Consider the following 24,803-nt stretch of genomic DNA (forward strand, 5'->3'; position numbering starts at 1 on the left):
ATGTTTTGCGTGAGTCCCGATTAAATCCACGCTCACGGTGCTGTCGTGCGCGATCGCGGGGCGCGAATGCCCCGTGACGACGCATGCGGCCATGCATTCGGCCAGGCGTAAGCCCACATTTCACGGCCTCGATCGTCTGGCACGCTTCTCGCATAACCGTCGTGCGGAGTATAAGCGGCTAGCGCCGGGCGAACGGTTCGCTTCGGCGTGGGGCATTGCTCCTGGGGTGCATCGCGCACTCACGTCGACTGTGTCGGCGTTCGAATGAAATCGCCCGATTTCAACGACAGGACACGCAGTATCGCCCCTGACTTTCGAACGTCCTCATGGTCTTCCAATGTCCTCATTCGGGAGCCATTCATGCGTTTCATTCGTCGCCTGTTTTGCACCGCTGTTCTCGGTCTCGCCGCGCTTGCCGCTCACGCCGACGACCACATCACCGTCCTCACAAGCTGGTACGCGCAGGCCGAGCACGGCGGCTTCTATCAGGCTGTCGCCACCGGCCTCTACAAGAGAGCCGGACTCGACGTCACCATCAGGATGGGCGGCCCGCAGGTCAACGGCATGCAACTGCTGGTGGGCGGGCAGGCGGATTTCATCCTCGGCTATGACTTTCAGGTGCTGTCCTCGATCGAGGCAGGCATTCCTGTCGAGACCGTCGCCGCTTCGTTCCAGTTCGACCCGCAAGGCATGCTCACACACGACGACGTGAAAGGCCTCAGCGACCTCAAAGGCAAGACGATCCTGGTCGCCGGTTCGGGCCGCACCTCGTGGTGGCCGTGGCTCAAGGAAAAGTACGGCTACACCGACGGCCAGACGCGTCCTTACACCTTCAACCTGCAACCGTTCTTTGTCGACAGGAACGTCGCGATGCAGGCTTATCCGTCTTCCGAGCCGTTTCAGGCGGAACGCGCCAACGTCAAGACGCACTTTTTCCTGTTCGCCGACGACGGCTATCCGCCCTACAACACGACCATCGTCGGCATGAAGAAGAGCATCGACGCGAAGCCGGACGTGGTCGCGCGTTTCGTGAAGGCCTCGATGGAAGGGTGGAAGAGCTATCTGTCCAATCCTGCGCCGGGCAACGAACTCATCAGAAAGGACAACCCGGAGATGACCGATGCGCAACTCGCGTTCGGCGTCGCGCAACTGAAGACGCTCAAGCTCGTGACCGGCGGCGATGCGGCCACGCTCGGCATCGGCGCGATGACCGATGCGCGCTGGAAGAAGACCTATGACTACATGGTGTCAGCGAAGCTGCTCAAGCCGGGCACGGACTATAAAAGCGCCTACACGCTGAAGTATGTGCAGAACGCGAAGGTGATGCCTTAAAGGTGATGTCTTAAGCGCATCCGGCAAAGCGCCCACCAAACCGAGGAACAACATTATGCTGGTCACCCGTCAAAAAGTGCTGCGCCGCTTCTGGTACGCAGTGGTTCCCATGTCCCATCTCGACGATGGCCCCAAGCCGTTCACGCTGCTCGGCGAAAACATCGTGCTGTGGAAAGGAGCGGGCGGCAAGCCGCACGCATTGCGCGACCGCTGCTGCCATCGCACGGCGAAGCTCTCCAAGGGCTTCGTGGATTCAGACGGCAACATCGCCTGTGGCTATCACGGCTGGACCTATGACTGCACCGGCCAGTGCGTGAAGATTCCGCAGAACGGCGCGGGCGAGATTCCCTCGCGTGCCGTCGTGCAGTCGTACCGCTGCGAGGAACGCTACGGTTATGCGTGGGTCGCGCTTGACGAGCCGCTGCAGCCCATTCCCGAGTTTCCGGAAGAGACCGCACCCGGCTATCGCCGCATTCTCCAGTTCTACGAGCAGTGGAACACGAGCCCCTTGCGCATGATGGAGAACTCGTTCGACAACGCGCACTTCAGCTTCGTGCATAAGTCGAATTTCGGCCTGTTCGATCAGCCGAGGCCGTCGAAGTACGAATTCCGTCCAGGCGAATGGGGCTTCGAAGCCGAGACCCGCGTGCCTATCCGCAATCCGCAGGCGAGCTTTCGCATTACCGGCACGACCGACGACATCACCGAGCGGCATCTCGTGAACCGCTGGTTCATGCCCTTCGCGCGGCGCTTCGGCTGCATGTATCCGGCGAGTGGGATTCACCACATCATCTATAACTGCGCGACGCCCATCGACGATAAAACGATGATGCTCGTGCAATGGCTCTATCGCAACGACACCGAAGAGCAATGCTCGACACAGGCGCTGATCGACTGGGACCGCCCGATCACCGACGAAGACCGCGAGATTCTCGAAGCCACCGATTACGACGCCTGCATCGACGTGAGCCGTCAGCAGGAATGCCACATGGTCTCCGACCAGCCCGGCCTGCTGATGCGCCGCATGCTGCTCAAGCTGCTGGAAGATCACGGCGAGAAGGAAGTGTTTCGTATCGATGCGGAGGCGTGAGCCATGAACGAACAGCACAATCCGGCGCTCTCGGTGCAGCGCGTCGACAAGATCTATGCGAACGGCACCACCGCGCTTACCGACGTGCGGCTCGATATCGGCGCGGGCGAGTTCGTCTCGCTGCTCGGTCCGTCGGGCTGCGGCAAGAGCACGCTGCTCAAGATGTTCGCGGGCATCGAGAGCCCCACGCGCGGCCACATGCGCTGGTGGGGCCAGCCGCTCGCCATGACCGGCACGGTGCGCACGAAGGGGCGCCGCATGTCGATGGTGTTCCAGGAAGCCACGCTGATGCCGTGGGCCAGCATTGCCGCGAACGTCCGGTTGCCGCTCGATCTGTCACACGTGCCGCGCAAGGAAGCCGACGCACGCGTGGCCGATGCGCTCGCCAACGTGGGCCTGGCGGGCTTCGGCGATGCGCGTCCGCGCGAGTTGTCGGGCGGCATGCAGATGCGCGCGTCGCTGGCGCGTGCGCTTGTCACCGAGCCCGACCTGTTGCTCCTCGACGAACCGTTTGGCGCACTCGACGAATTCACGCGCAACAAGCTCGATGCCGATCTGCGCAAGCTCTGGCAGTCGCGCGGCATGACGGTGGTGTTCGTCACGCACAGCATTTACGAAGCGGTGTATCTGTCGAGCCGCGTGGTGGTGATGCAGGCGCGCCCAGGGCGCGTGATCGCCGACGTGCCCATTGACGGCAAGGAGGCACGCGACGAAGCGTATCGCGTGTCCGCGCCGTTTCTGGCGCACTGCAAGACGCTATCGGATCTGATCTCCGACGCGCATCAACTGCAAGGAGCGTAACGATGACGAGCGAAACCATTGTCAACCGGGCTGCCGCGAACGAGCGGAAAGCCGTCAACCCGCGCAGGCCCTTGTTGCAGCGTCCCGGCGCGATGAAGGCGCTCGCGCCGTGGGTGGTCGGCGTGCTGATGCTGTCGATGTGGGAGGCGGCGTGCGCCGTCTTCGACGTGCCCGTGTATCTGGTGCCCGCGCCGCATGACATTGCGCGGCAACTTGTTGTCGATGCACCGATGCTGTTCGCCGCGCTGTTTGCCACGCTCAGGATCACGCTGCTGGCCTTTGCACTCGCAACTGTGCTTGGCGTGGCGATCGCACTCGTGTTCGCGCAGAGTCCGCTGATCGAGGCGAGCTTTTTTCCGTATGCGATCCTGCTGCAGGTGACGCCCATCGTCGCCATCGCACCGCTCATCATTATCTGGGTGAAGGACACGACCTTCGCGCTGGTGATCTGCGCGACGCTGGTCGCGCTGTTTCCGATCATCTCGAACACGGCGCTGGGTTTGCGCAGCGTCAATCCGGGGCTCGTCAACCTGTTCCGTATCAATCGCGCGACGCGCTGGCAGACGCTCACGCGCCTGCGCGTTCCGAGCGCGCTGCCGTATTTTTTCGGCGGACTGCGCATTTCGAGCGGCTTGTCGCTGATCGGCGCGGTGGTGGCGGAATTCGTCGCGGGCACGGGCGGCACCGGCTCCGGGCTCGCGTATCAGATCTTGCAGGCAGGCTTCCAGTTGAACATTCCGCGCCTCTTTGCCGCGCTGATGCTGATTACCGTCACGGGCGTAGTGCTGTTCGGCATCACCGTCTGGGTTTCGCGCCTGGGCTTGCGCGGCTGGCATGAAAGCGAACTATGAGGAACGACACCGCATGACGACTACTCTGATTCGAAACGCGGCGGCCATCATGACGGGCGGCGGCGCAAACGAACCGGCGCGCGCGGCCGGCCCGGATATCCGTATCGAAGGCACGCGCATTCAGGCCGTCGGCGCGCTTGCCGCTATGCCCGGCGAAGCGATCGTCGACGCCACCGACTGCGTCGTCTATCCCGCGTGGGTCAACACTCATCATCATCTGTTTCAGGCGCTGCTGAAGGGCGACCCGGCGGGCATCAACGCATCGCTCACGCCGTGGCTCGCGGCTACGCCATACCGCTATCGCGCCCGCTTCGACGAAAAGCGCTTCCGGCTCGCTGCGCGCATCGGCATGATTGAGTTGGTCCGCTCGGGCTGCACGACCATCGCGGACCACAACTACGTGTACTACCCGGACATGCCGTTCGACAGCTCGGCCATTCTGTTCGAGGAAGCGCAGAAGCTCGGCGTGCGCTTCGTGCTGCTGCGCGGCGGCGCGACGCGCACGCGTCAGCTCGAAGCCGGGCTGCCCACCGCGATGCGTCCCGAATCGATCGATGCCTTCATGAGCGATCTCCAACGTCTCGCCTCCAGTTTTCACGACGCCTCGCCGCATTCCATGCGCCGCGTGGTCGCCGCGCCGACCACAGTGTTGTTTTCCATCTCTCCCGCCGAGATGCGCTCGATTGCGGGCGAGGCGCGCAGGCTCGGATTGCGTCTGCACAGCCATCTCTCGGAGACCGTCAACTATCAGGACAGCGCGCAGGCGATGCACCGGCTCACGCCGGTCGAATTTTGCCGCGAGCACGGCTGGCTCGGCGAAGACGTGTGGTATGCGCATCTGGTCAAGCTCGATGCCAGCGAGATCGATCTGCTCGCCGCGACCGGAACCGGCATTGCGCATTGTCCGCAATCGAACGGACGGCTAGGCAGCGGGATTGCGCCGGTGCGTGAACTGGCGGATGCGGGCGTGCCGGTTTCGATCGGCGTGGATGGCGCGGCCTCCAACGAAGCCGCCGACATGATCTCCGAAGTCCACATGGCGTGGCTTGCGCAACGGGCCCGGCGCGGCATGGCGGCGCAGCCCGAATATCGGGGAGGGCGCTTCGAAGGCGGAGCGGATGCGGCGTCGGTGGAAGAGGTCGTGCACTGGGGCACGGCGGGCGGCGCGCGCGTGCTCGGGCTCAAAGGCGTCGGCAGGATCGAGGTGGGCGCGCAAGCGGATATCGCCGTCTACCGGCTCGACGATCCGCGCTACTTCGGCCTGCATGACGTGGCGATAGGGCCGGTGGTTTCGGGCGGGCGCCCCGAACTCGCCGCGCTGTTCTGCGCGGGTCAATGCATCGTGCGAAACGACGTGCTGCCGGATGTCGACCTCGGCGCACTGCGCCGCGAGGCGGCTCGGGAAGTCAGGGCGATGATCGCGGAGGTGGCCTGACGCCGGCGCATGTCGCGCGGCGTCTGAACCGGCGGGACCCGTCGCGTCGATCACGCGAAGCCGGTGGCAGCATGCGGAGATCGATGACCCAGTCACGCGGTCTCGCGGCGCAGTCGACGCACGTACAGCCATAACGCCGACACCAGAAAATAGATCGCGCCCACCGCGGCATACGCCGCCACCCGCGAGATTGCCGGCGGCGTGGGCGCGCGAGCCTGCACGATGAAGTACGCGCCTGCCAGCGCCGACTGCGCACCGCTGAGAGCCATCGCCCATTGCGCGGCAAAGCGATTCCAGCGCCGCATAGCGGTGCCGAGTTGCAGGAGCCCGGACAGTATCGCCCACACCCCGAAGACGCCGAGCACCCAGTGCATGCGCGCATTCAAGGCCACGATGACCGCGACCGCCGCGGCCACGCTGATGACGGCGTTGATTGCCTGAGTGCGGCCCGCGGTCATTCCGCCGCTGCGCGACATATCGAAGTAGTTGGCAAGCGCATCCCACGCGGGATAGACGAACAGCAGCACTGCCGTCGCCTCCGGAGAACGCTGCCCGACCGAAAAAGCGAGCGCGACCCACAGCGCGGAAAACGCAGTCCGAACGAAGTAATAGCGCATGAGCCACCATTCGTCGCGAGCGGCTATGCCACTCATCTGGCGTTCATTCATAGCAACTTCTCCTGATTGTCACGATCGCACCCGTCGACCGGCGATGCGCGAGCCGCTGATTGACCGCCGCAATCCGCCGGCGAACCGCGGCTCGAACCGCGGCTCGAACCGCCTTACATCGGCGGAGCCGCGCCATCCTTTTCGACGATGATCTGCACAGCGTTGTACGCACCGCTCTTGCCGTGCGTTGCCACCACGAACACCCGCTTGCCCGCAGTCAGTTCGTCGCGCGTCGCGGGAATGAGCGTCACTACCGGCGCGTTCGCAGGCACGGTGACCGTGTTGGTGCCACCCTTGTACGAGAGCTTCAGGTCACGGCCGCTTGTACCTTGCACGATGGTGTCGACGTTGGCGTTCGTCATCGAGCTGCCAGCGCCGAGGTCCCATGCAAAATGGCCCTCTGCCATCCCGCGTGCGGCTTCGGGAAATACCAGAACCTCCTTCGCTTCCAGCTTGCCGTCCGCGCCGGGCATCGCAGCGGCTCCGACATAGGCGCCGGGTTTGATATCGGAAAGCTGTATGGCTTTCACCGCATTCAGTCCGCTTGCATCGACTACTGCAATGCCGACCGTTTCGCCGCTACGCCGGTGCACCTGGAGCACGCCGCCGGAGTACGACTGAATGGTGCCCCTGATCCGTTCAGGCTTGTCAGCGGAAGTCTGTGCGAACGATGCGTTGGCGAACGCCAGCGCGATTAGTGAAACGACAACTTGGAAACGAAATGACATGGATGCTCCGTCTGGTTAGGATCGGTGGTAAGCATCGCATCTTGCTCGTTCCGGCGGCATCGGTCAGATGACCGACCCTCTGCAACTCCGCCCGATCGCGTAGGGTTGCAGGCCGGTGCCATCAGCGGTTTCCTAGGCCAAGGTCGAGAAAGCGTCCGGGGTGAAGTTCCCAATCTCGTCGATGCGCCCTTGCCGGATCTTCTCGAGCCATGCCGCGTCCTGCAGCAACGCGCGTCCGACCGCTACCAGATCGAACTCTCCTCGTTCCAGTCGCGCTAACAGGTCGTCCAGCGGAGCGGATTGCGCGTCCTTGCCCGCAAACGAGTCGTAGACGTCGCTTCCAAGTCCCACCGATCCCACTGTAATGGTTGTGACGCCCGTGACTTTTTTCGCCCAGCCGGCCAGGTTCAGGTTTGCGTCGGCTTCGGGAAACGCGGGCTGCCAGTAGGCCGGCTGGGAGAGGTGGAAAGCATCCGCACCGGCATCCACAAGCAGGCCAAGCCACTCTTCGAGCACTGCTGGCGTCCCCGCGAGCCGTGCGCGGAAGTCCTTCGGCTTCCATTGCGAGAGGCGAAGAATCACTGGAAACCCCGGTGTCACCACCGCCCTGATCGCCTTCAGCACTTCCACAGCGAAGCGTGAGCGTTCGACGAGCGTCGCTCCGCCATATCGGTCGCCGCGCTGGTTGAGATCCTCCGAGAAAAACTGATTGATCAGGTAGCCATGCCCGCCGTGCAGTTCGACGCCGTCGAAGCCGAGCCGCTCTGCATCCGCTGCGGCTCGCGCGTATGCGTCGATTGTGTCCGCGACGTCTGACTCGCTCATCGGCTGAGCCACGCGTTCGCCGGTTATGGAGAGACCCGACGGGCTCTCGTAGCGATGAGCCAACGCCCGCTCGCCCGCTCCATTCGAAGGCTTATGTCCCACGTGCCACAGTTGCGGCGCAATGCGTCCTCCAGCCGCGTGGACCGCGTCGACTACTTTCTTCCAGCCGGCCAGCGCCGCCTCGCCATGAAAGCGCGGGACGTCCGGATCGTCGAGCGCGGCCGCGCGACCAACACCGGTTCCTTCGGTGATGACGAGACCGACGCCGTGCGCCGCACGTCGCCGGTAGTACGCGGCGACGTCGGCGCCCGGTATGCCGCCTGGGGAGAAAGACCGTGTCATCGGAGCCATGACTACCCGGTTAGGCACGGTGAGGGCATTGAGTCGATAAGGGGTGAGCAGAATGTCGAGATCGGGCATCGGGTTCTCCGGATTCGAGTTGGCAAACACCGTTGGCTATAGGGCGTCGATCCATGCGGTAATCGCGGTGTTCACGTCGTCCGCGCGATCCTGCATGATCCAATGGCCTGTGCTGGTCCATACATCCACCTTCGATTTCGAATGCGAGAACCAGGAGCGCATGCGGTTCGCCTGCTCGGGGTCGCGGCACATCTGATAGAAGGGAACGGTAAGGCTCTTGCACAACGTTGCGCTCGCTTCTCCAATGCCGACCTGATCGTTGCCGAAGAACAGCGGACCGAACGACTCGCGCACGACATGCACTGGCATGCCCTGGACGCGCCTCGCGTGCCAACACTTGAATGCCGGCTCAGTGATGCGGTCATAGACAAGCTGGAACAAGGCCGGCACCACGATGCCAGGATCGCCCGCATTCAAATCATGCGTAGTTTTCGCAAAAAGTTCGGCGGCGGCGCCGGAAAAACCGAGCGCGCCATCGACGGACACCACCGCGCTGACCAGATCCGGGCGCTTCGCGGCAAGTCGGGCTGCGATCTGGCCACCCATCGAATGCCCGACGAGAATGAACTTCTGTCCGGGATACCTTGTTGCGATAAATGCCTCGATGTCCGCGACGTAGTCGGCGGGCGTATAAGCGCCGGGCGGCATCAGCTCCGATCTGCCATGCCCGCGCAGATCGACAGCGACGACGCGATACCTGCTTTCGAAGAGCGGCAGTTGCCAGCTCCAGTCATGCGAATCGCAAGTCCAGCCGTGGAGAAACATGACGTTCTTTCCCGTACCTACCTCGGTCGCGAACAGTGTGGCCGGCGATTTCGTTGCAGCAAAGGCTTCATGGTTCCCGAGAGTGGTCGCAATCGCTGCCGCACCGGCGACCTTCAGCATGTCGCGTCGAGACAGTTCGTGTTCCATCATTTTCATTCGCTATCCTTATTTATCACGAGTACATCAAACGCCTGGCTCGCTGGGCTGTGTGACGCCGAGCTCCAAGCAATTGACCGGACTCCATGTTATACATTGGATATCTACGGTCAATTACGCACCTTCAGGTGCGCAGATATACAGGAAGATACCGACATGACTTGCGAGGTTGACGAGGTTTTCTTTGCGGATTGCGCCGCACGCTCGTTTTTCGATCAGGTGGCGAACAAGTGGTCAGTGATGATTCTCACGCTGCTGACCAGGAAGCCAACTCGCTTCAACGAGATCAAGCGCAGGCTGGAAGGAATCACGCATAAGGCGCTTACGCAGGCGTTGAGGCGTCTCGAACGCAATGGCCTCGTCGCGCGGAATGTGCTCAATACTTCGCCGGTCGCGGTGGAATACTCGATCACAGAACTCGGGCGTACCCTGCAGGTTCCGTTCGGAGCGGTCTATGAATGGTCGATCAAGCATTTGCATGAGATCGATCAGGCGCAAAAAGCCTACGATCAACAGATGCCGGCAGAGCAATAGGGAGAGAAGATCGGCGCGCTTATTCGATGATTGAGGCGCCGTTGTGAGTTGAGTGGCGACCTGTTTCTAGTGCAGTTTTCGTTCGATCGCGAAGTCGAGAAAAGCACGGGTCTTTGCCGGCACGTGGTGCCGGGATCGTCTCCTGGTCGTCTTTTAGTCGCCGATGGCCTAGTCGTCGATGGTTTCATGCACGGCCACGGCGCCCTGTTTCCAGTAGCTCGCCGCGCGAATCCGCGACTTGTCGACGCCGCGTTCGGTGCACAGGTGATAGCGAATCGCGCGAATCGTCGCGGATTCGCCCGCGGCCCACACATAACCTTCGCCGTCATCCGGCAGATAGGTTGCGCGCACCGCTTGCAGCAACGCCTCGCCGCGCGCGCAGTGTTCGCTTCCGCTTCCGCTTTCGCGTTCGCTTCGATAACACCACACGAGGTGCAGTTCGGCTTCGGTCCTGAATTCGATGCGAGCCGACGGATCGGCCACTTCGATCACCGCGGCCACGCGCTTGCCGGCCGGCAATTCCTCGAGGCGGCGCGCGATGGCGGGCAGGGCGGTGTCGTCGCCGATCAGCAGGTGCCAGTCGAAAGCGGTGGGAATCACGAGCGAGCCGCGCGGCCCGCCGATGCCCAGGTACTGGCCGGCTTTCGCCTGCGCCGCCCACGTTGCCGCGGGACCGGCTTCGTGCATCGCGAATTCGATATCGAGCTCGCGCGCGTCGCGATCGAAGCGGCGCGGCGTGAAATCGCGCGCCGTCGGGCGACGTCCTTCGGGGAACACGGGGCCGTCGGGGCCGGCTTGCGGCAGCACCGGCTTGTCGGCGCCCGGTTCGGGGAAGAAGACCTTGATGTGATCGTCGAACGAAGCGGACACGAAGTCGTGCAGGTCTTCGCCCGTGAAGGTCACGCGGATCAGATGCGGCGTGAGCGCCTGCACTTTCTTCACTTGCAGCAGACGGAACCTGAGCGGATGGCGCACGCGCTCTACGGCGAGGTCGGGTCGTTTTTCTTGAGTCGGCATTGAGTTGTTACTCCTGTCTGGTCGAAGTGTCGATGTCGATGTCACGCAGTGGCCGCATCGTCGCGCTTGCCGTTGCCTGAATCCTGTTCGCCTTCGATTTCCTTCGCGGCTCGCATCAGGATCGCGGCGATGCGGCGCTGTTCTTCCGCCGATGCGTTGTCCCGGCGCAGCAGCGCATTTTTCAGCGCGCGGCGCGCGGCGTTCAGCTCGGGCAGCCAGCCGCCTTCGCTCACGTCGGCCGGTTCTTCACCGGCAAACGCGCGGCGCACCGAGTCCATCTTGCGCGCGATGTGGCTCAGCTTCGCGAGCATCAACTCGACGCGCTCGCGGTTGGCCGCGAGGTACTCGCGTCCCGCTTGCGCGAGTTCGTAGCGCTTGCGGTTGCCTTCGAGCTGCACCGTGACGTAGCCCAGTTCTTCGAGGTACGTGAGCGCCGGGTACACCATGCCGGGGCTCGGGCTATAGAAGCCGTTAGAACGCGTTTCCAGCGCCTTGATGAGCTCGTAGCCGTGACTCGGTTGCGCGTCGATCAGCGAGAGCAGCAGCAGTTGCAGATCGTCGGAGCTGAACTTGCGGCCGCGCGGAAAGCCATCGCCTTCGCCGCCGAAGCCGCCAGGGCTGCCGCCGAACGGACCGCGCCCGCCGCGTCCGCCGCGATGCTCGTGATGACGTCCGATTGCATGCCAGAACGCCCACGGCGAAAAGCGATGCGCGCTGCCGACGCGCTCGGCGTCTTCGCTGCGAACTGCGTGGTGATGAGCGAACGCGTGCCACAGCGCATGGAGCGAGGGGCGCTCGAAGCCGGCGTCGAAAGAAGCGTGATCCGCTCCGTGACGGCGGTCAAAACGATGGTGATGACGCATCTTGCGTCCTCCATTTATGTCTTAAGATGTGTCGTAAGATATATATCTAAAGATGGTTTGTCAAACTTTCTTTTGGGCGCTATCGAGATGCAAGGACGCATCAAGGTCCGCGCGCGTCGCCGGCGTGACGGTCGCGAGACTGTACGACCAGGCGCGCGCCTTGCGTGCGAACGCTCATTCCGGCAACGCTGCACCTGACCTTCTGGAGAAAAGCATGGCAGACGTCGAACAGTTCAAGGACGACCTGGAAAACAACGCGGATGGCCTGATCGGAGGAAGTCGCGGCGATTTCATGGAGGCGCTTGGCGAGGCCGTCTACGCCCGGGCCGCGAGCGACCAGCTGGACAGCATCATCGCGGCTTACCTGAGCCTGCAGGAGGTGATCGACGAGAACGTCGACAACCTCGACGACGAGGCCGACCAGGCGATCGCTGATGCGACGGCCGAATTTAACGAAACGGTCGGCAGGATCCTGGGTGTGTAAGCGACTTGCGCACGCAAGGGCGGGCGCAAGGTCGGCAGCACCGTCCTTGCGCGCAAAAAATCTGGTGGTCTTCGCGTAACGCTACGCTAGAGCGTCTGCTGACTTACCGCGGGCCGATCCTCGCAACCGCAGCGATACGGCGATCTTCCCCAGTTGAAGAGCCGCGAGGTTTTCCCGATACCGGGATTGAAGGAGTTAGTCGGATCCAGTTCCTCGTAGAACTGCTTGAGCGACTCCTTCGCCTCATACAGATGGCCGACGTTGTGCTCGGCCGGATACTCCGCACCGCGCGCAGCGAGTAGGGCGAGAATGTCGTCCTTGATGCGATCGCAGTCCACACCCTTCTTCACCAGATATTCCTGATGCAGCACATGGCAGAAGAAGTGGCCGCAATACATGGTGAACTCGATGTGCTTCGAAATATGCTGCGGCAACTGTTCGAACCAGTCGGTTGCATTACGCGGCAGCGCGATGTCGAGCGCCACGATGTCCTCGACGGTCCGAGAATGAACGGCCCGATAGCGGACCACTGCGCCACCAATCGTGAAGCGGTTGAGAAACGCCGCGTCGCCTTCTTCTCGCGTGCATTCGAAGTAATTGCCCTGAGCCGTCGGAAAGCGCGACTTCAGATAAGTACGCGCTTCGTCTACACCTTCATTGCCCATCTTCAATAACAGGTGATGCTCGAAGCGATCGCGGTACTCGATGAGTCGCCGCGGCAGATGCTCGGGCAAAAGCCGGCTCGCTGCCTGCAGCAGTCTGTCACTGATGGCCGTACCAAGGCCCATCTTCTCAGTCATGGCGTCGAACCGGCTCTTCGCCGCAAAAGCTAGCGGCACTTTGTCGGTGCCGAAAGCCCGAATGTAAAGGTACATGTCCTTCCCGTAGCGGCGACTGATATCGAACGCGCCACGGTGCATGTACTCGCCTGCTATCGGCAAACTCTGGAAACCGCCCAGAATATCGCGGCGGATTGATTCGAGCTCGGCCGGATCATTGCTGCCGATGTAGAACACCTGGGTGCGCTCGTCCGCCGCGAATGTGTCCAGCCGAAGGGCAAAAACCGCGAGGTGTCCGGCCGAGCCCGACGCTTCGTAAAGGCGGCGCGGGTCTGCGTTAAAGCGCGCGGGAGTCGATGCCGAGATATCCCGCACGTGGGTGCTGTATTCGTGGTCGGACGCGAGAAGTCCCATCGCTGGCGGAACATCGTGCGGCAGTTCGCCTGCGTCGAGGCGGCCAAGTATGGCTTCGGCGGAATCGCCCAAATCGATTCCCAGGTGGTTCACCAGCTTCAGTTCGCCGTCGGCTGTGACGCGGGCATGTATCGAAAGCTGGGTAAACGCGGGACCGCGGCGAATGAGAGACCCGCCCGAGTTGTTGCAAACGCCTCCCGTCACGGACGCGCCGATGCAACTCGATCCGATCACAGAATGGGGCTCGCGCTTGAGCGGTGCGAGACGCCTTTCCAGTTGGTCCAGGGTAACGCCCGGCTGACAAACGACCTGTTCGCCATTGCGAATCACGTCGAGCCGGCGCAACCGCATCGTATTGAGCACGACGACCGGACGATCGTAGCCATCGGCAGCCGGCGTCGATCCGCCGGTCAATCCGGTGTTGGCGGCCTGACAAATGACGATGACATTCGCATCATGGCACGCCTTTAGCGCCTGCCACATCTGGACCAATGTGCCGGGCTGCACAGCAGCCAATAGTGGACCGCTGCCATAGCGATATCCCTGGCGGAAGCGCCGCGTTTCAGCCGAGCCCGTAAAGACGAACTGGCTACCGACGATGTCGCCGAGCAGACGGACAAGATCGTGCTTCATGGCGCTTCTCCGCTGATGCTTGCACGGATATACGAGTCCTCCGTGCTTCGAATGTGGTTGCGCAGTTCGGTGCAGGCTTTGCGCACATTGCCGTCGCGAATGAGTTGCATGATCTCGTAGTGCGTGTCGTGGCACGCCTGAATCGACGATTGCTCGTATGACCGGAACGGCGCGCTGCATGCCTGCGCCTATGGTTGAGATAGATATTAACAGGCGGCAGCCACAGAGCCTGCATTGATATCCACGATATCAATAGTCGATATCTCGAGGCATTGAACAATCCGATCGAATGGAAGCGAGTAGGTCTGAGTCAGCAGCGTCTTGGGCGCCTCCGAAGAAAGCACTCGGTGAAGCAGATCATTTAAAACAAATGGTCGATGCCGATGGTGAACGCGGTCTGACTCTTCACGCCGGCCGGGTTGAGCGTGCTCACCACCCCATGCTTGTACGAGGTGTAGTCGAGTTCACTGTAGAGCGTGGTGCGCTTGGACAGCAGGTAGCCAAGCGAGAGCACCGAGAGTCCGCGCCGGCTGGACTTGTCGTTCGTTACCGTGGTCTGGTAGTAGCTGCCGCGGAAAACCAGAGTCGGCGTGATGGTCCACGAGAGGCCGCCGAACCCATTGTTCGTTACCTGGTGGGGCGTGGCTGGATTCTGCAAGTCCTCGGACATGAAACCGCCCGACAAACGCACCGGCCCGATCTTGTAGCTGGCGCCGACCATGTAGTAGCTGTCGCCCAGATAGGTCGAGCCAGTCAGTACACTGCGATGCCCATAGACGCCGCCGATCGCAACAGGACCTGTCGCATAGCTCACGCCCACGGCGCGCGCTGCGCCGCTGCTGAAATTGCCTGCCACGCCGCCGAAGGAGTTGTCCACTTCGAACAGCAGCGGCCCGAACGTGTTCTTGTATTTGAGGTCATTATTGTTGCGAGTACCGTCCGAGGCCGTGGTCAGCGGAATGATCGGCGTGAAATGAAAGCCGAACGGATCGTAAATGCTGATGATGTCATGCGCAATGGTGTACTGCCGGCCGAGATCGAGCGAGCCGAATTTCGTATGGCCGATGCCGACAAACGCCTGGCGATTGAATTCGGTGCCTGTCGTGTTATCGAACTGGCCATTGCCGACGTTAAAGCCGCTTTCCAGCAGAAAATGCGCATTCCAGCCGTCGCCAAGGTCTTCCTTCGCGCGAAAGTCGAGCTTGTTCGAACTGTAGTAGCCGTTCGAGTTCATTGTCGTCACCGAGCCGCCGCCTTTTGCGGCGTTGGTCTGATGACGTATCCCGCCATCCACCGTTCCGTATAACTGCACGCTCGTTTGCGCGTGTGCGGGATTCGTTGCCAATGCGCCCGCAGTGGCCGAGATGCCCAATCCGATGATTTTCCAAACCTTGTCCACCGCTTGTCTCCTGATTTTCGTTGTGTTTTTAATGTACTGCTTGATACGTAACCCTAATTAAATTGCCTATTGGGATTACTTTTGATCTACTCGCCGGGACCGGCCGGCACAACGCGGACGTACCGCCGGTCCTGCGTTAGTGGCCGGCTGAAGTGCTGCCCGGCTGTTCGAGCGAGTGCGCGGTTTCGGCGGGGTTGAAGCCCGTCTTCAGTTCATGGCGCAAGGCGACGCGGTCGAGTGCCTTTTCCCAATTCGCCACTACGATAGTGGCTACGCTGTTCCCTACGATGTTGGTGAAGACGAACGCGCTGGACATGGCCTTGTGAACGCCGAGAATCAGCGCGATGGATTCAACCGGAATCGTGTTCGACGCAGCCAGCGTTGCAGCGAGCACTGCGATTGCAGCGCCCGACACGCCGGCGGCTCCCTTCGACGTGAGCAGCAGCACCGCGAGCAACACCAACTGATCGTGCCAGTTCATCGGTGTATTGGTTGCCTGAGCGAGAAACACGGCGGCTGCGGCGAAGTAAAGGCACGTGCCGTCATGATTGAACGTATAGGCAGTTGGCAGCACCAGGCCAACCACCGACTTCTCGCAGCCAAGGCGTTCGAGCTTGTCGATCAGTTGTGGGAACACGGTTTCTGAAGAACTCGTACCGATTACGAGAAGCAGTTCTGCGCCGATATAGCGCATCAGGCGCAAAAGGCTGAAGCCGTTTACCTTTGCGATGGGCCACAGGATCAGCAGGAAAAAGAGCGCGCATGTCAGATAGAACTCCAGCACTAGCTTGCCGAGCGAGAGCAGCGTGCCGAAACCGAATTTGCTCACCGTGAAGGCGATGGCGCCGAACGCTGCGAGTGGTGCGATCTTCATGGTCAGGCCGATTACCCAGAACAGCGCACCGGATACCGAATCGATGAAGTCGAGCGCGGGCTGCGCGCGTTCCCCGATTGCGGCCAGCCCAAAGGCGAATAGCACCGAAAAGAACAGCACTTGCAGGACGTCACCGCCAGCAAATGCGCTGATCGCCGTGTGCGGAATGACATTGAGCAGAAAGTCGCTCGTGGTGACCGCGTGATGAGCTTTCGCGACATAGGCATCGACGGCGGCCGAGTGCACGCTATGCATGTCGACGTTCATGCCGACGCCCGGCTTCAGCACGTTGATCGTCACAAGCCCCAGCACCAGCGCAAGAGAAGTCACCACCTCGAAATAGAAGAGGGCCTTGATCGCGACGCGGCCGACCTTCCCGAAGTCTTTGACGCCCGCAATGCCGCTGCATACGGTGCAGAAGATGATCGGCCCGATCAGCATCTGGATGATGCGGATAAAGGCGTCGCCGACGGGCTGCAGATTGATGCCGAACTTCGGAAAGAAGTAGCCCGTGGCGATTCCAAGCGCCATGCCGGCCAGCACCTGGAATGACAGGTCGCGATAGAACGGCGGACGTGGCTTTGGTTTCATGGCGCCCGTGCGAGGCAAGCTCATGGTGTCTCCTTGCTTAGGCCCATCCACGATGGGCTGCGGTGAAGCTTTGGCGAACTGGAGTCCGCTCGAAAACGTTGAAAGAGCCGTTATTCAGCTCGCGATGCCGCCGAGAATATCGATGCTGTCAGCGAAAATTTCGTCGATGCTCAGCTTACGCGGCAGCAGTTGCTGTTGCTCGCAGAACGCGATTGTTTCCTCAAGCGGGCCGCGCAACGCGTCGTAGCCGAACAGCAGCTTGTCGGGTTTGCCCGCGTTGTGCGAGGCCACTGACGCTTTGCCGCGGCACAGCAGGTCGTAGACTGCGCGCACCGCTCGCGGATGTGTATCCGCAAGCGATTGCGTCACTACCACGACGTGGTTCAGAGGCACGTAGCGATGAATCGCGTACCACGCGAGATCGGCGCTGGCCGCATCGTCGATCACGGGTTCAAGGCCGGCTTCGTCGGGCAGATCGTTGCCGAGGATGGCGGCGTCGATCTCGCCCGCGCGCAGCATCCGCAATAGCTGCTTGCCCGGCTCCGCGCGACGCACGAAGGACGGATCGCGATACTCTTCCAGATGCGCGCCCTCGGTCGTGACCCAGTCGATTTCCTCGAGCGGCACGCCATAGGTGTTCGCGAGAATCGCGCGCACCCACATTGCGGTGGTTTGCGAATACGAGCGCACGCCGACTGTCTTGCCCACCAGGTTGCTTACGCCGAGCTTGCCGCGTTGAGCATTATAAATAATGCAGCCTTGCTGAAAGCGCGCGGCGACTACAGCGGGCAGCAGCACGACGGGCTTGTTATAAGCTTTCGCCTGCAAATACGTGACGATTGCCATTTCGCTGACGTCATACGCCTGGCGGCGCGCCATCGGTGCGAAGGCGCGGTGAATCGGTTCGATATCCTCGAACATCAGTTGCACGTTGGGATCGGCGAGTTCGCCATCTTTCAGCGGCCGCGTGTGCGGGTAAGTCTTCAGTGCAATTTTCAATTCAAGCGGTGGCATCTCAGTGCTCGCGTCCGTATGTTCTTGTGTCATTGAGTCGATCCTCACGCGGCGAGAACCGGATACACCGCGCGCGCGGTGCCGCCGAAGATTGCGTCGCGCGCGTCGGCGGGCAGCATCGCAAGGCTATTGCGCGCATCGGCAAGCAGTTGCGGCAGCGTGCCTTCGGCGGCCGGGAAATTCGAGCCCCATGCGATGCGATGCGCACCGAACGCGTCGAGCACACGCGGGAAGAATGCGTCCGGCGTCGACGCGCCGCGAGATGCTTCGGCGATCGTGCGGTTTGTGAGCTTCAGATAAACGCCCTCGTGCGAAACGAGGCTAAAGAGCGGCGCGGCGGCTTCATACGGCGGGCCGCCCGCCAAGTCGGGCCGCGCAAGGTGATCGAGCAGCACGCGGATATCCGGAAAGCGCGCCAGCATATTCAGCAGCGCCGGAATGCCTTGTGCCGTCATCTGCAAACAGATCGACACGTTATGGCGCTGCGCATAGTCCCACACCGGGAAGGAGCGCTCGTCGTCGAGCCAGCCCGCTTGCCCCGGCATCGTGCTGCCGGTCGTGAACAGGCGCAGGCCGGAGAGGCCCGCGTCGAGCCAGCGCTGCATCTGCATCACGGCGTCGCTTGCCAGCACGTCGATCGAAAACACGCCCGCGAAGCGGTCCGGGTGGTTTCTCACCGCGTCGACCACATAACTATTGTCGTTGCCATAAACCGTCGATGCCTGCACGACCACCGCCCGGTCGATGCCGGCCTCGTCGAGCGACGCAAGCAAGCCTTCGAAGCTGACAGGGCGCTTGGCCGACCATTCCGACTGGTGACCGCCGACGGGCGCGAGCGGATAGCGCTGCTTATCCGGGGAAATGGCGTGCGTGTGAGTGTCGATAACGACGGACATAAACGGGCTCCTTGCTGAAAACGTCTCGATCGAATGGGCTCAACTGTAAGCCTGCTGACGCAAAACCCCTTAATACGAACTTCGGCATAAGGCATAAATTGCAGTTAAGCTGACGGCTTTCACGGGGCATGGGGAAGGCGATGGCGAAGCACCCGGACGAATCGCCCGACGACGATCTGACGCGGCTGAGGCGCTTATTTCTGTTCGACGCAGTGTGCGAGGCAGGCGGCATCGGCCAGGCTGCGACGCGCGCGGGCCGCACGCAGCCGGCCGTCAGCCTGGCGATTAGCAAGCTGGAGGCGAGTTTCGGCGGCGTGCTTTTCGAGCGGGGTTTTGGCGGCTGCGAATTGACTGCGCAAGGCGCGATACTGCAACGGCGCGTACGGCGCATGCTCGATCAGATGGAGCGCGCGATCATGGGCCTGACGGGGCAAAGTTCGTCGGCCGTGAACGCGCGCAACGTCTGCCGCCATCTGACCGATACGCAAGTCCGTTGCCATATCGCGATCGCACGCGCCGGATCGGCGTCGGAAGCGGCACAGCAGCTTGGCATCTCGCAGCCCGCCGTGCATCGCGCGGCGCGGCAGATTGAGCAGACGGTCGGCGTATCGTTATATCGGCGACGCGTGCATAGCGTGTCGGCCAATGCCGCTGGACTCGAATTCGCTCGCTGCCTGAGCCTCGCGCTCTATGAAATTGCGCAGGCGCGCGAGGAGATCGCGTACGCCCGGGGACAATTGAGCGGCAAGGTGGCGATCGGCGTGTTGCCGCTGATGCCGCCGCGTCTCGTCGCACGTGTGATCCAGCGGTTGCGGGAGCGCTATCCGTCCGCGCACGTCACTGTCGATGAGGGCTCGCACGCGGCGCTGCTTCGTGATCTGCGGATGGGCACGATCGACATCATCGTCGGCGGGTTGCGTGAGCCACGTCTCACCGGAGCCGTTCGGGAGACCGAGCTGTTTGCCGACCCGTACGTGGTCGCGGTGCGTAAAGGGCATCGCCTCGCGCGTAAAAAGTCTATCGCGCCTCGAGACATCGCCAATTACGAGTGGGTCGTCCCGCAGCAGAATGTACCGCGCCGCTCGGTGATCGATTCGATCTTCGCGCGGTTGCCGATCAGGCCGCCGGTCGTCGTCGAGACGAGTTCTCTTGCGATGATGATGGCGATGCTGGTGGAAAGCGATTGCATCACACTGCTATCGCGTTCGCAGATTCGCGAGGCCTATCCGGGCAGCGAGATCGTTGCGCTCGAGTTGAAAACGCCGGAAGCCGATCGTGCGGTCGGCTACACGGTGCGGGCGGACTGGCTCGGCACAGCGGTGCAGTCGGGTTTCATCGAGTATCTGCGGCAGGAGTGCTCCGTCGATAAGGCGGAACACTGCGGGAAGCACTAATGCGTTACAACTTTGAGTCCACAGACCGGGCGGGCTCGCGGATGCGCAGCTAACCAGGCAAAGCAGACGTATGCATGTCCGCAATCAATCGTCGTACGCACTGCGACACCGCGAGAAATTTCCCGCAAGTACTGCGCGTCGGGCGCACGCTTGTGACTACCACAAGCGGCAAGCAGCATCCCATCTGAAACAGAGCGCGAGAAAAACCCCGCACGCTCCGGCGACGAAGATGCCAACCGGCAGCCCTCTAACCGGTATCCACCATCGCAAACGCGTAAGCAGCGCGAGCAGGAGAAGGAAACCCGCAAGATATATCGCGGCTTCCGGCTGGAATTGGACAAAGCTCACTGGGACGAGTACTGCCGTGAAGAAAGCGGCCCAAAAAAGTCTGTCGTACAGGCCTGGCTCGGTGCAGCTAACCAGCCAATACGCAATGTCGCCAATCGCTAGCACCATTACAGCTTGCGCCATAACGATCAAAAATGCGGTGTTCCTTGAGACGCACTGGCGAGAATTTTCGACTTTTTGAGTTGGGGAGTTAGCCGGTTTTGTCAATGGATCACCCTGATATTTTGCCTGTCACACCAGAACCAGTATATTGCTCCAATCGTTCTGGCAGGCACTCTAAAGTAGCAGGCGGACCGCATTCTAGCTCCTTTGCTTCGTTCGACTCCTGGTCGACAAATGTCTCTCGCATAAGACAGTCAGCGGCCCAATACTGGCCGCTCGACATTAGCAGAAAGATAGCTGACAATTTCGAGTCATGTCATTGGGCCGTTCCACACTCGAATCCGGTTCCTCTCGTGATCTCACTTTCCGATCCTGTCGTTGCGTCCGTCGAATTGATCGACACGGGCGAACGGTTTGTCGATCCTGGTGACACCGGCGATCTGGTGCTAGTGGATCGCACGCGTAGCGTCGTCTCTAACCCGAGCAGACATTTCCTGAAGGTTCGCGTTGGCGTCGCTGAACGGCTAATGTTCGCAGCGCAGAGGCTTTCCATTCAAGGCCTGCGATTGTTAGTCAAGGAAGGATACCGGCCGCTATCGCTTCAGCGATCCTACTTCGACCGTCGCCTGTCCGCGCTCCGAATGCAATACCCGTCGGCGTCGGATGCTCTTTTGATCGAACTGACAAGTCGCTATGCCGCTCCGCCGGAGGTGGCCGCGCATCCGACGGGCGCCGCCGTCGACTTGACACTTGCGACCCAAGAGGGCGTCGAGTTGAATATGGGAAGCGTGTTGAACGCCACTGACGAAGAGTCATCGGGCGCATGTTACACAGCCTGTCAGTTGATTAGCCGGCAGGCGCAGGCTAACCGTCAGTTATTGGCGACGGCTATGATTGCCGCGGGTTTCGTCAACTATCCGTCGGAATGGTGGCACTGGTCCTACGGCGACCGATATTGGGCGGTAATTTCTGACGAGCCATGTGCCATCTATGGCCCAGTCGAAGAAGAGCGTCTGTGAGGAGCACGCGGATGATTCAAGGGTATCGCGACGAGCAAGCAACGAACGGATTTGCGCCCGTCTGGATGGATATCGCGTTCAAGGAACGAGGTGTCAAGCGCTACGGCGCGGGTCAATGCAACCCGAGGATTGCCGAGTATAACGAAACCACCCAATTGGCAGGCTACGACGACAAGATCGCATGGTGTTCGTCATTTCTCAACTGGTGCATGAAGCAATCGGGCATTGAAGGAACTCGGTCGGCCCTGGCCCGTTCCTGGCTAACTTGGGGAAACGAGCTCGCCGCACCGATCTACGGCTGCGTGGCAGTGTTGACTGCCGACGATGCCGTTGAATGGAAGGGGCATGTAGGGTTCTTTCTCAGATCAGACGCCCAGAACGTTTACCTGTTCGGAGGCAATCAGCTTGAAGAGGTGCGTGAGTTAGCTTATCCGCTCGACCGCGTGTTGGCATATCGCTGGCCGTAAGTGAAGGCCGCGTTCCGGGCGTCACCTGAATGGTGATCGGCAACGCCACTATGCGGAAGCGGTCTGCGCGAAGCGCACGATCAACGCGGCTGGAAAGCAATAATCGCCATGCCGATCAGTGAAAACGATACACCTGTCCAATCCCAGGCCGTCGGTCTCATCCCTTCTACAGCCCAAAGCCAGATGAGCGCGACACCGATATAAACGCCACCATAGGCGGCGTAAACGCGACCCGCAGCAGATGGATGCAACGTCAGCAGCCAGGCGAACATTGCGAGAGAAAAGGCGGCCGGAATTAGCAGAGTCGCGCTCTTTCCCTCTTTGAGCCACAGATACGGCAGATAGCAGCCAACGATTTCGGCCGTTGCTGTAGCGATATAGAGAAGCAGTGTTTTCATGGGTCGATTGGAGAGGAAGGCGGGTGACGAACGACTGCGACACTCCGCAACGTAGACTCAGCGGTCCTCATCCGCGCCAAACCGTTCGACCACAAAATCGATGAAGCTTCGCAGCTTGAGCGACATCTGCCGCTCGCGCAGATAAAGCAGACTTAGCTGTCGCTCGGGCGCCGAATACTCAGGCAGTACTTTGCGCAACCGCTTCGCGCGCAGATCTTCGTCGATGAGAATTGCCGGCAGCATCGCGATACCGAGGCCACGCAAAACGGCCTTGCGCAACGCCTCGGCGTTGTCGATTTTCAGGCGGCCATCTACTGGCACGCTCGCGCGACCGTCCCGTCCATGCAAGATCCATTCGGCCTGTGCCGCGTGCCATTCCGAACGCGGCGGATACGCATACGTCAGGCACTGATGCGCCGAGAGTTCATCGGGCGTCGCGGGACTGCCATGCGCCTTCAGATACGCCGGCGACGCGCACAGCACCAGCCTGTACGGCGTGAGAGGCCGTGCGACCAGGTCCGGGTTGGCCAGCGCACCGATACGGATCGCCGCTTCAAAGCCATCGTCCATAAGATCGGAGAGCGCGTCCGTGGCGACAATGTCGAGCTTCACCTCGGGATAACGCGCGCAGTAATCCGCGATCGATGGAATCAGGCATTCGTTGCTGAACACGATGGGTGCGGTGACGCGCAGGCGGCCGCGCGGCGTCGCGAGATGGTCGAGCGCGAGCTGCTCGGAATCGTCGATCAACCCGAGAATCTCGACGCAACGTTGGTAATACGCCTGCCCGAACGCGCTGACCTGCTGCTTGCGAGTCGTGCGATGGATGAGGCGCGTGCCGAGCCGCGTCTCCAGTGCCTGCAGGTGGTTGCCGACCATGGTCGGCGAGAGCTCGCACGCTACCGCGGCTGCCGTCAGACTGCCGGTTTCCACCACCCGCACGAATACGGTCATCGCTTTGAGAAGATCCATTCCCCCATAATAATTGGTTCTGTTGCCATTCGCGGTGCGTTTATCAATTTTTGCGAAGGTAATAGAGTGTGTCCACGCTCGACGCGCGGGCCAGTCCGGCTCGCTTCGCGCCATTCCATGCACGGACATCATGCGCACACACATCCACTCATCCAACCGGTCTCCAAGACTCGCGCTGCTCGCGACCAGCCTTGGCTTCGTCATCATCTGTCTCGACGTCACGGTCGTGAACGTTGCGCTAGCGAGGATGCGCGACGGCCTGCAGATCGACTCGACCGCGCTCGAGTGGGTCGTCAACGCATATACGCTCGCGTTCGCGAGCTTGCTGCTCACGGCCGGTGCATTAGCGGATCGTCTGGGAGCGCGGCGCGTCTTCGTTGGCGGCTTCGCGGTTTTCACGTGTGCGTCGATCGGGTGCGCGCTGTCGGATGGCGCGGGCATGCTCGGGCGTCGCGTGCAGTGCAGGGCGTGGGCGCGGCGCTGTGCGTGCCGTCGTCGAGGCGCTGCTGGGCGCGGCGTTTCCGGACGCGGATGCGCGCGCCAAGGCCGTCAGCATCTGGGCGGGCACGGCGGCGTTAGCGCTCGGTGCCGGGCCGCTGGTGGGCGGGTTGCTGGTCGACCGGTTCGGCTGGCCTTCCATCTTTCTGATCAACGTGCCGATTGGCGTGGCGGGCATCTGGCTGACGCTCGCTCATGCGCCCGAAACGCTGCGTCATGCAGCGCGTCGAATCGATCTGGCCGGGCAGACGCTCGCCGTTGTCACACTGGCCGCGCTGACGTATGCGGTCGTCGAGAGTGGCCGGCTTGGATGGACGAGCACGATCGTGCTGTCGGGGCTCACGATATCGGTCGTCATGGCTGCGCTGTTCATCACCGTCGAGGCGCGATCTGCGCAACCGCTGTTGCCGCTCGCGCTGTTTCGCAGCGCCGCGGTGAGTGTGAGCGCGCTGACGGGGTGGTCGCTGAACTTCGGGTACTACGGCCTGATGTTTGCGATGAGTTTGTTTTTCCAGAGCGTGCGCCACGACACGCCGCTTGAAACCGGCCTCGCGTTCCTGCCGATGACTGCCGTAGTGACAGTCGCGAACCTTGTATCCGGCAGGCTCACCGCGCGCTTCGGCTATCGCTTGCCGATGCTCTATGGTCAAGCATTGGCGGCACTCGGCTACCTTGCGCTCGTGTTCGTGCACGCGGACAGCAGCGCGCTGGCGATAGCGTTGCCGTTACTGGCTGTGGGCAGTGGAGTTGCGCTCGCGGTTCCATCGATCAACACGGCGGTGCTCACGCATGCCGGGCCGTCCCGCGTCGGGATCGCGTCGGGGGTGCTGAATAGCGCGCGTCAGATCGGCGGCGTGGTCGGAGTCGGAGTGTTCGGCTCGCTGGTCAGGCCCGAGTCCAACGATATCGTTGCAGGGCTGCATATCGCGGTGGCCCTCGCGTTTGCGACGACGCTCTTAAGCCTCGTGGTGGCCAGGACGCGGCTTGAACAACGCCAGTCTGCCATCGCGAAATGTGCTGGTTGAAGCTGCGTCAT

At 61.7% G+C, this 24,803-nt stretch carries 23 protein-coding genes and 1 pseudogene; 11 read left to right on the plus strand and 13 right to left on the minus strand.

The features are described 5' to 3' along the window. The first annotated feature begins 360 nt into the window (after nt 1-360). Genes BGRAMDRAFT_RS00905 through BGRAMDRAFT_RS00925 form a run of 5 tightly spaced genes read left to right on the plus strand, consistent with a single transcriptional unit; the run spans nt 361 to nt 5,509 of the window. On the plus strand, nt 361-1,332 hold the full coding sequence (locus BGRAMDRAFT_RS00905; protein ID WP_006046732.1) for an ABC transporter substrate-binding protein: 972 nt from the start codon (nt 361-363) through the stop codon (nt 1,330-1,332). A gap of 55 nt (nt 1,333-1,387) precedes the next feature. Continuing rightward, the gene (locus BGRAMDRAFT_RS00910; RefSeq protein WP_006046733.1) at nt 1,388-2,422 is read left to right on the plus strand and encodes an aromatic ring-hydroxylating dioxygenase subunit alpha; all 1,035 of its coding nucleotides are present in this window, start codon (nt 1,388-1,390) and stop codon (nt 2,420-2,422) included. A 3-nt stretch (nt 2,423-2,425) separates the two neighbouring features. Further along, the gene (locus BGRAMDRAFT_RS00915) at nt 2,426-3,223 is read left to right on the plus strand and encodes an ABC transporter ATP-binding protein (protein WP_006046734.1); all 798 of its coding nucleotides are present in this window, start codon (nt 2,426-2,428) and stop codon (nt 3,221-3,223) included. A 2-nt stretch (nt 3,224-3,225) separates the two neighbouring features. Beyond that, on the plus strand, nt 3,226-4,074 hold the full coding sequence (locus BGRAMDRAFT_RS00920) for an ABC transporter permease (protein WP_006046735.1): 849 nt from the start codon (nt 3,226-3,228) through the stop codon (nt 4,072-4,074). 13 nt (nt 4,075-4,087) lie between these two features. After that, the gene (locus BGRAMDRAFT_RS00925) at nt 4,088-5,509 is read left to right on the plus strand and encodes an amidohydrolase family protein (RefSeq protein WP_006046736.1); all 1,422 of its coding nucleotides are present in this window, start codon (nt 4,088-4,090) and stop codon (nt 5,507-5,509) included. A 92-nt stretch (nt 5,510-5,601) separates the two neighbouring features. On the opposite strand, the gene BGRAMDRAFT_RS00930 is transcribed toward BGRAMDRAFT_RS00925, so the two are convergent. The 4 genes from BGRAMDRAFT_RS00930 to BGRAMDRAFT_RS00945 all read right to left on the minus strand — a co-directional run bounded on the left by BGRAMDRAFT_RS00930 (nt 5,602) and on the right by BGRAMDRAFT_RS00945 (nt 9,071). Then, nucleotides 5,602-6,177: a DUF308 domain-containing protein gene (locus BGRAMDRAFT_RS00930; protein ID WP_006046737.1), complete on the minus strand. Its 576-nt coding sequence runs from the start codon at nt 6,175-6,177 to the stop codon at nt 5,602-5,604. Nucleotides 6,178-6,290: 113 nt separating this feature from the next. After that, complete coding sequence (locus BGRAMDRAFT_RS00935; RefSeq protein WP_006046738.1) at nt 6,291-6,905, minus strand: hypothetical protein; 615 nt, start codon at nt 6,903-6,905, stop codon at nt 6,291-6,293. A gap of 132 nt (nt 6,906-7,037) precedes the next feature. Then, entirely contained in the window at nt 7,038-8,150 is a 1,113-nt protein-coding gene (locus tag BGRAMDRAFT_RS00940) for an NADH:flavin oxidoreductase (protein ID WP_006046739.1), read from the minus strand. Nucleotides 8,151-8,186: 36 nt separating this feature from the next. Continuing rightward, nucleotides 8,187-9,071, minus strand: coding sequence for an alpha/beta fold hydrolase (locus tag BGRAMDRAFT_RS00945; protein ID WP_006046740.1), 885 nt, complete (start codon nt 9,069-9,071; stop codon nt 8,187-8,189). 96 nt (nt 9,072-9,167) lie between these two features. On the opposite strand from BGRAMDRAFT_RS00945, the gene BGRAMDRAFT_RS00950 reads away from it, so the two are divergent. Beyond that, entirely contained in the window at nt 9,168-9,605 is a 438-nt protein-coding gene (locus BGRAMDRAFT_RS00950) for a winged helix-turn-helix transcriptional regulator (protein WP_232292199.1), read from the plus strand. 168 nt (nt 9,606-9,773) lie between these two features. Here BGRAMDRAFT_RS00950 and BGRAMDRAFT_RS00955 read toward each other — a convergent pair whose 3' ends face one another. Together BGRAMDRAFT_RS00955 and BGRAMDRAFT_RS00960 are read right to left on the minus strand one after the other, a co-directional pair. Continuing rightward, nucleotides 9,774-10,622 (minus strand): siderophore-interacting protein, encoded by an 849-nt coding sequence (locus tag BGRAMDRAFT_RS00955; protein WP_006046742.1) that lies wholly within the window; start codon nt 10,620-10,622, stop codon nt 9,774-9,776. Between the two features lie 41 nt (nt 10,623-10,663). Beyond that, nucleotides 10,664-11,485: a PadR family transcriptional regulator gene (locus BGRAMDRAFT_RS00960; RefSeq protein WP_006046743.1), complete on the minus strand. Its 822-nt coding sequence runs from the start codon at nt 11,483-11,485 to the stop codon at nt 10,664-10,666. Between the two features lie 214 nt (nt 11,486-11,699). On the opposite strand from BGRAMDRAFT_RS00960, the gene BGRAMDRAFT_RS00965 reads away from it, so the two are divergent. Next, the gene (locus BGRAMDRAFT_RS00965) at nt 11,700-11,969 is read left to right on the plus strand and encodes a hypothetical protein (RefSeq protein ID WP_006046744.1); all 270 of its coding nucleotides are present in this window, start codon (nt 11,700-11,702) and stop codon (nt 11,967-11,969) included. 86 nt (nt 11,970-12,055) lie between these two features. Here the strand turns inward: BGRAMDRAFT_RS00965 and dld are convergent, their stop codons facing one another. From dld to BGRAMDRAFT_RS00990, 5 genes are all read right to left on the minus strand, one after another. Then, nucleotides 12,056-13,795, minus strand: a complete 1,740-nt coding sequence (gene dld, locus BGRAMDRAFT_RS00970) for a D-lactate dehydrogenase (RefSeq protein ID WP_006046745.1) — start codon at nt 13,793-13,795, stop codon at nt 12,056-12,058. A 361-nt stretch (nt 13,796-14,156) separates the two neighbouring features. Beyond that, the gene (locus tag BGRAMDRAFT_RS00975) at nt 14,157-15,194 is read right to left on the minus strand and encodes a porin (RefSeq protein WP_006046746.1); all 1,038 of its coding nucleotides are present in this window, start codon (nt 15,192-15,194) and stop codon (nt 14,157-14,159) included. Nucleotides 15,195-15,330: 136 nt separating this feature from the next. After that, the gene (dctA, locus tag BGRAMDRAFT_RS00980; protein WP_006046747.1) at nt 15,331-16,683 is read right to left on the minus strand and encodes a C4-dicarboxylate transporter DctA; all 1,353 of its coding nucleotides are present in this window, start codon (nt 16,681-16,683) and stop codon (nt 15,331-15,333) included. A gap of 90 nt (nt 16,684-16,773) precedes the next feature. After that, nucleotides 16,774-17,706, minus strand: a complete 933-nt coding sequence (locus BGRAMDRAFT_RS00985; protein WP_006046748.1) for a substrate-binding domain-containing protein — start codon at nt 17,704-17,706, stop codon at nt 16,774-16,776. Nucleotides 17,707-17,717: 11 nt separating this feature from the next. Further along, on the minus strand, nt 17,718-18,569 hold the full coding sequence (locus BGRAMDRAFT_RS00990; protein ID WP_006046749.1) for an amidohydrolase family protein: 852 nt from the start codon (nt 18,567-18,569) through the stop codon (nt 17,718-17,720). Between the two features lie 140 nt (nt 18,570-18,709). Here BGRAMDRAFT_RS00990 and BGRAMDRAFT_RS00995 point away from each other — a divergent pair, with 140 nt between their 5' ends. From BGRAMDRAFT_RS00995 to BGRAMDRAFT_RS01010, 3 genes are all read left to right on the plus strand, one after another. Then, nucleotides 18,710-19,963, plus strand: a complete 1,254-nt coding sequence (locus BGRAMDRAFT_RS00995; protein WP_006046750.1) for a LysR family transcriptional regulator — start codon at nt 18,710-18,712, stop codon at nt 19,961-19,963. A gap of 803 nt (nt 19,964-20,766) precedes the next feature. Beyond that, nucleotides 20,767-21,432, plus strand: a complete 666-nt coding sequence (locus tag BGRAMDRAFT_RS01005) for a M15 family metallopeptidase (protein ID WP_044020040.1) — start codon at nt 20,767-20,769, stop codon at nt 21,430-21,432. Between the two features lie 11 nt (nt 21,433-21,443). Beyond that, the gene (locus tag BGRAMDRAFT_RS01010; RefSeq protein WP_006046753.1) at nt 21,444-21,899 is read left to right on the plus strand and encodes a TIGR02594 family protein; all 456 of its coding nucleotides are present in this window, start codon (nt 21,444-21,446) and stop codon (nt 21,897-21,899) included. A gap of 80 nt (nt 21,900-21,979) precedes the next feature. Here BGRAMDRAFT_RS01010 and BGRAMDRAFT_RS01015 read toward each other — a convergent pair whose 3' ends face one another. Both BGRAMDRAFT_RS01015 and BGRAMDRAFT_RS01020 read right to left on the minus strand, forming a co-directional pair. Further along, on the minus strand, nt 21,980-22,297 hold the full coding sequence (locus tag BGRAMDRAFT_RS01015; protein ID WP_006046754.1) for a YnfA family protein: 318 nt from the start codon (nt 22,295-22,297) through the stop codon (nt 21,980-21,982). Between the two features lie 57 nt (nt 22,298-22,354). Beyond that, nucleotides 22,355-23,269 carry a LysR family transcriptional regulator gene (locus BGRAMDRAFT_RS01020; protein ID WP_044020042.1) on the minus strand — a complete coding sequence of 305 codons (915 nt, stop codon included), beginning with the start codon at nt 23,267-23,269 and terminating at the stop codon, nt 22,355-22,357. A gap of 130 nt (nt 23,270-23,399) precedes the next feature. Here BGRAMDRAFT_RS01020 and BGRAMDRAFT_RS01025 point away from each other — a divergent pair. Beyond that, nucleotides 23,400-24,792 (plus strand): annotated as a pseudogene (locus BGRAMDRAFT_RS01025) (MFS transporter). The last annotated feature ends 11 nt before the right edge of the window (nt 24,793-24,803 follow it).

It is taken from the genome of Paraburkholderia graminis C4D1M (assembly GCF_000172415.1).
GTDB lineage: Bacteria > Pseudomonadota > Gammaproteobacteria > Burkholderiales > Burkholderiaceae > Paraburkholderia > Paraburkholderia graminis.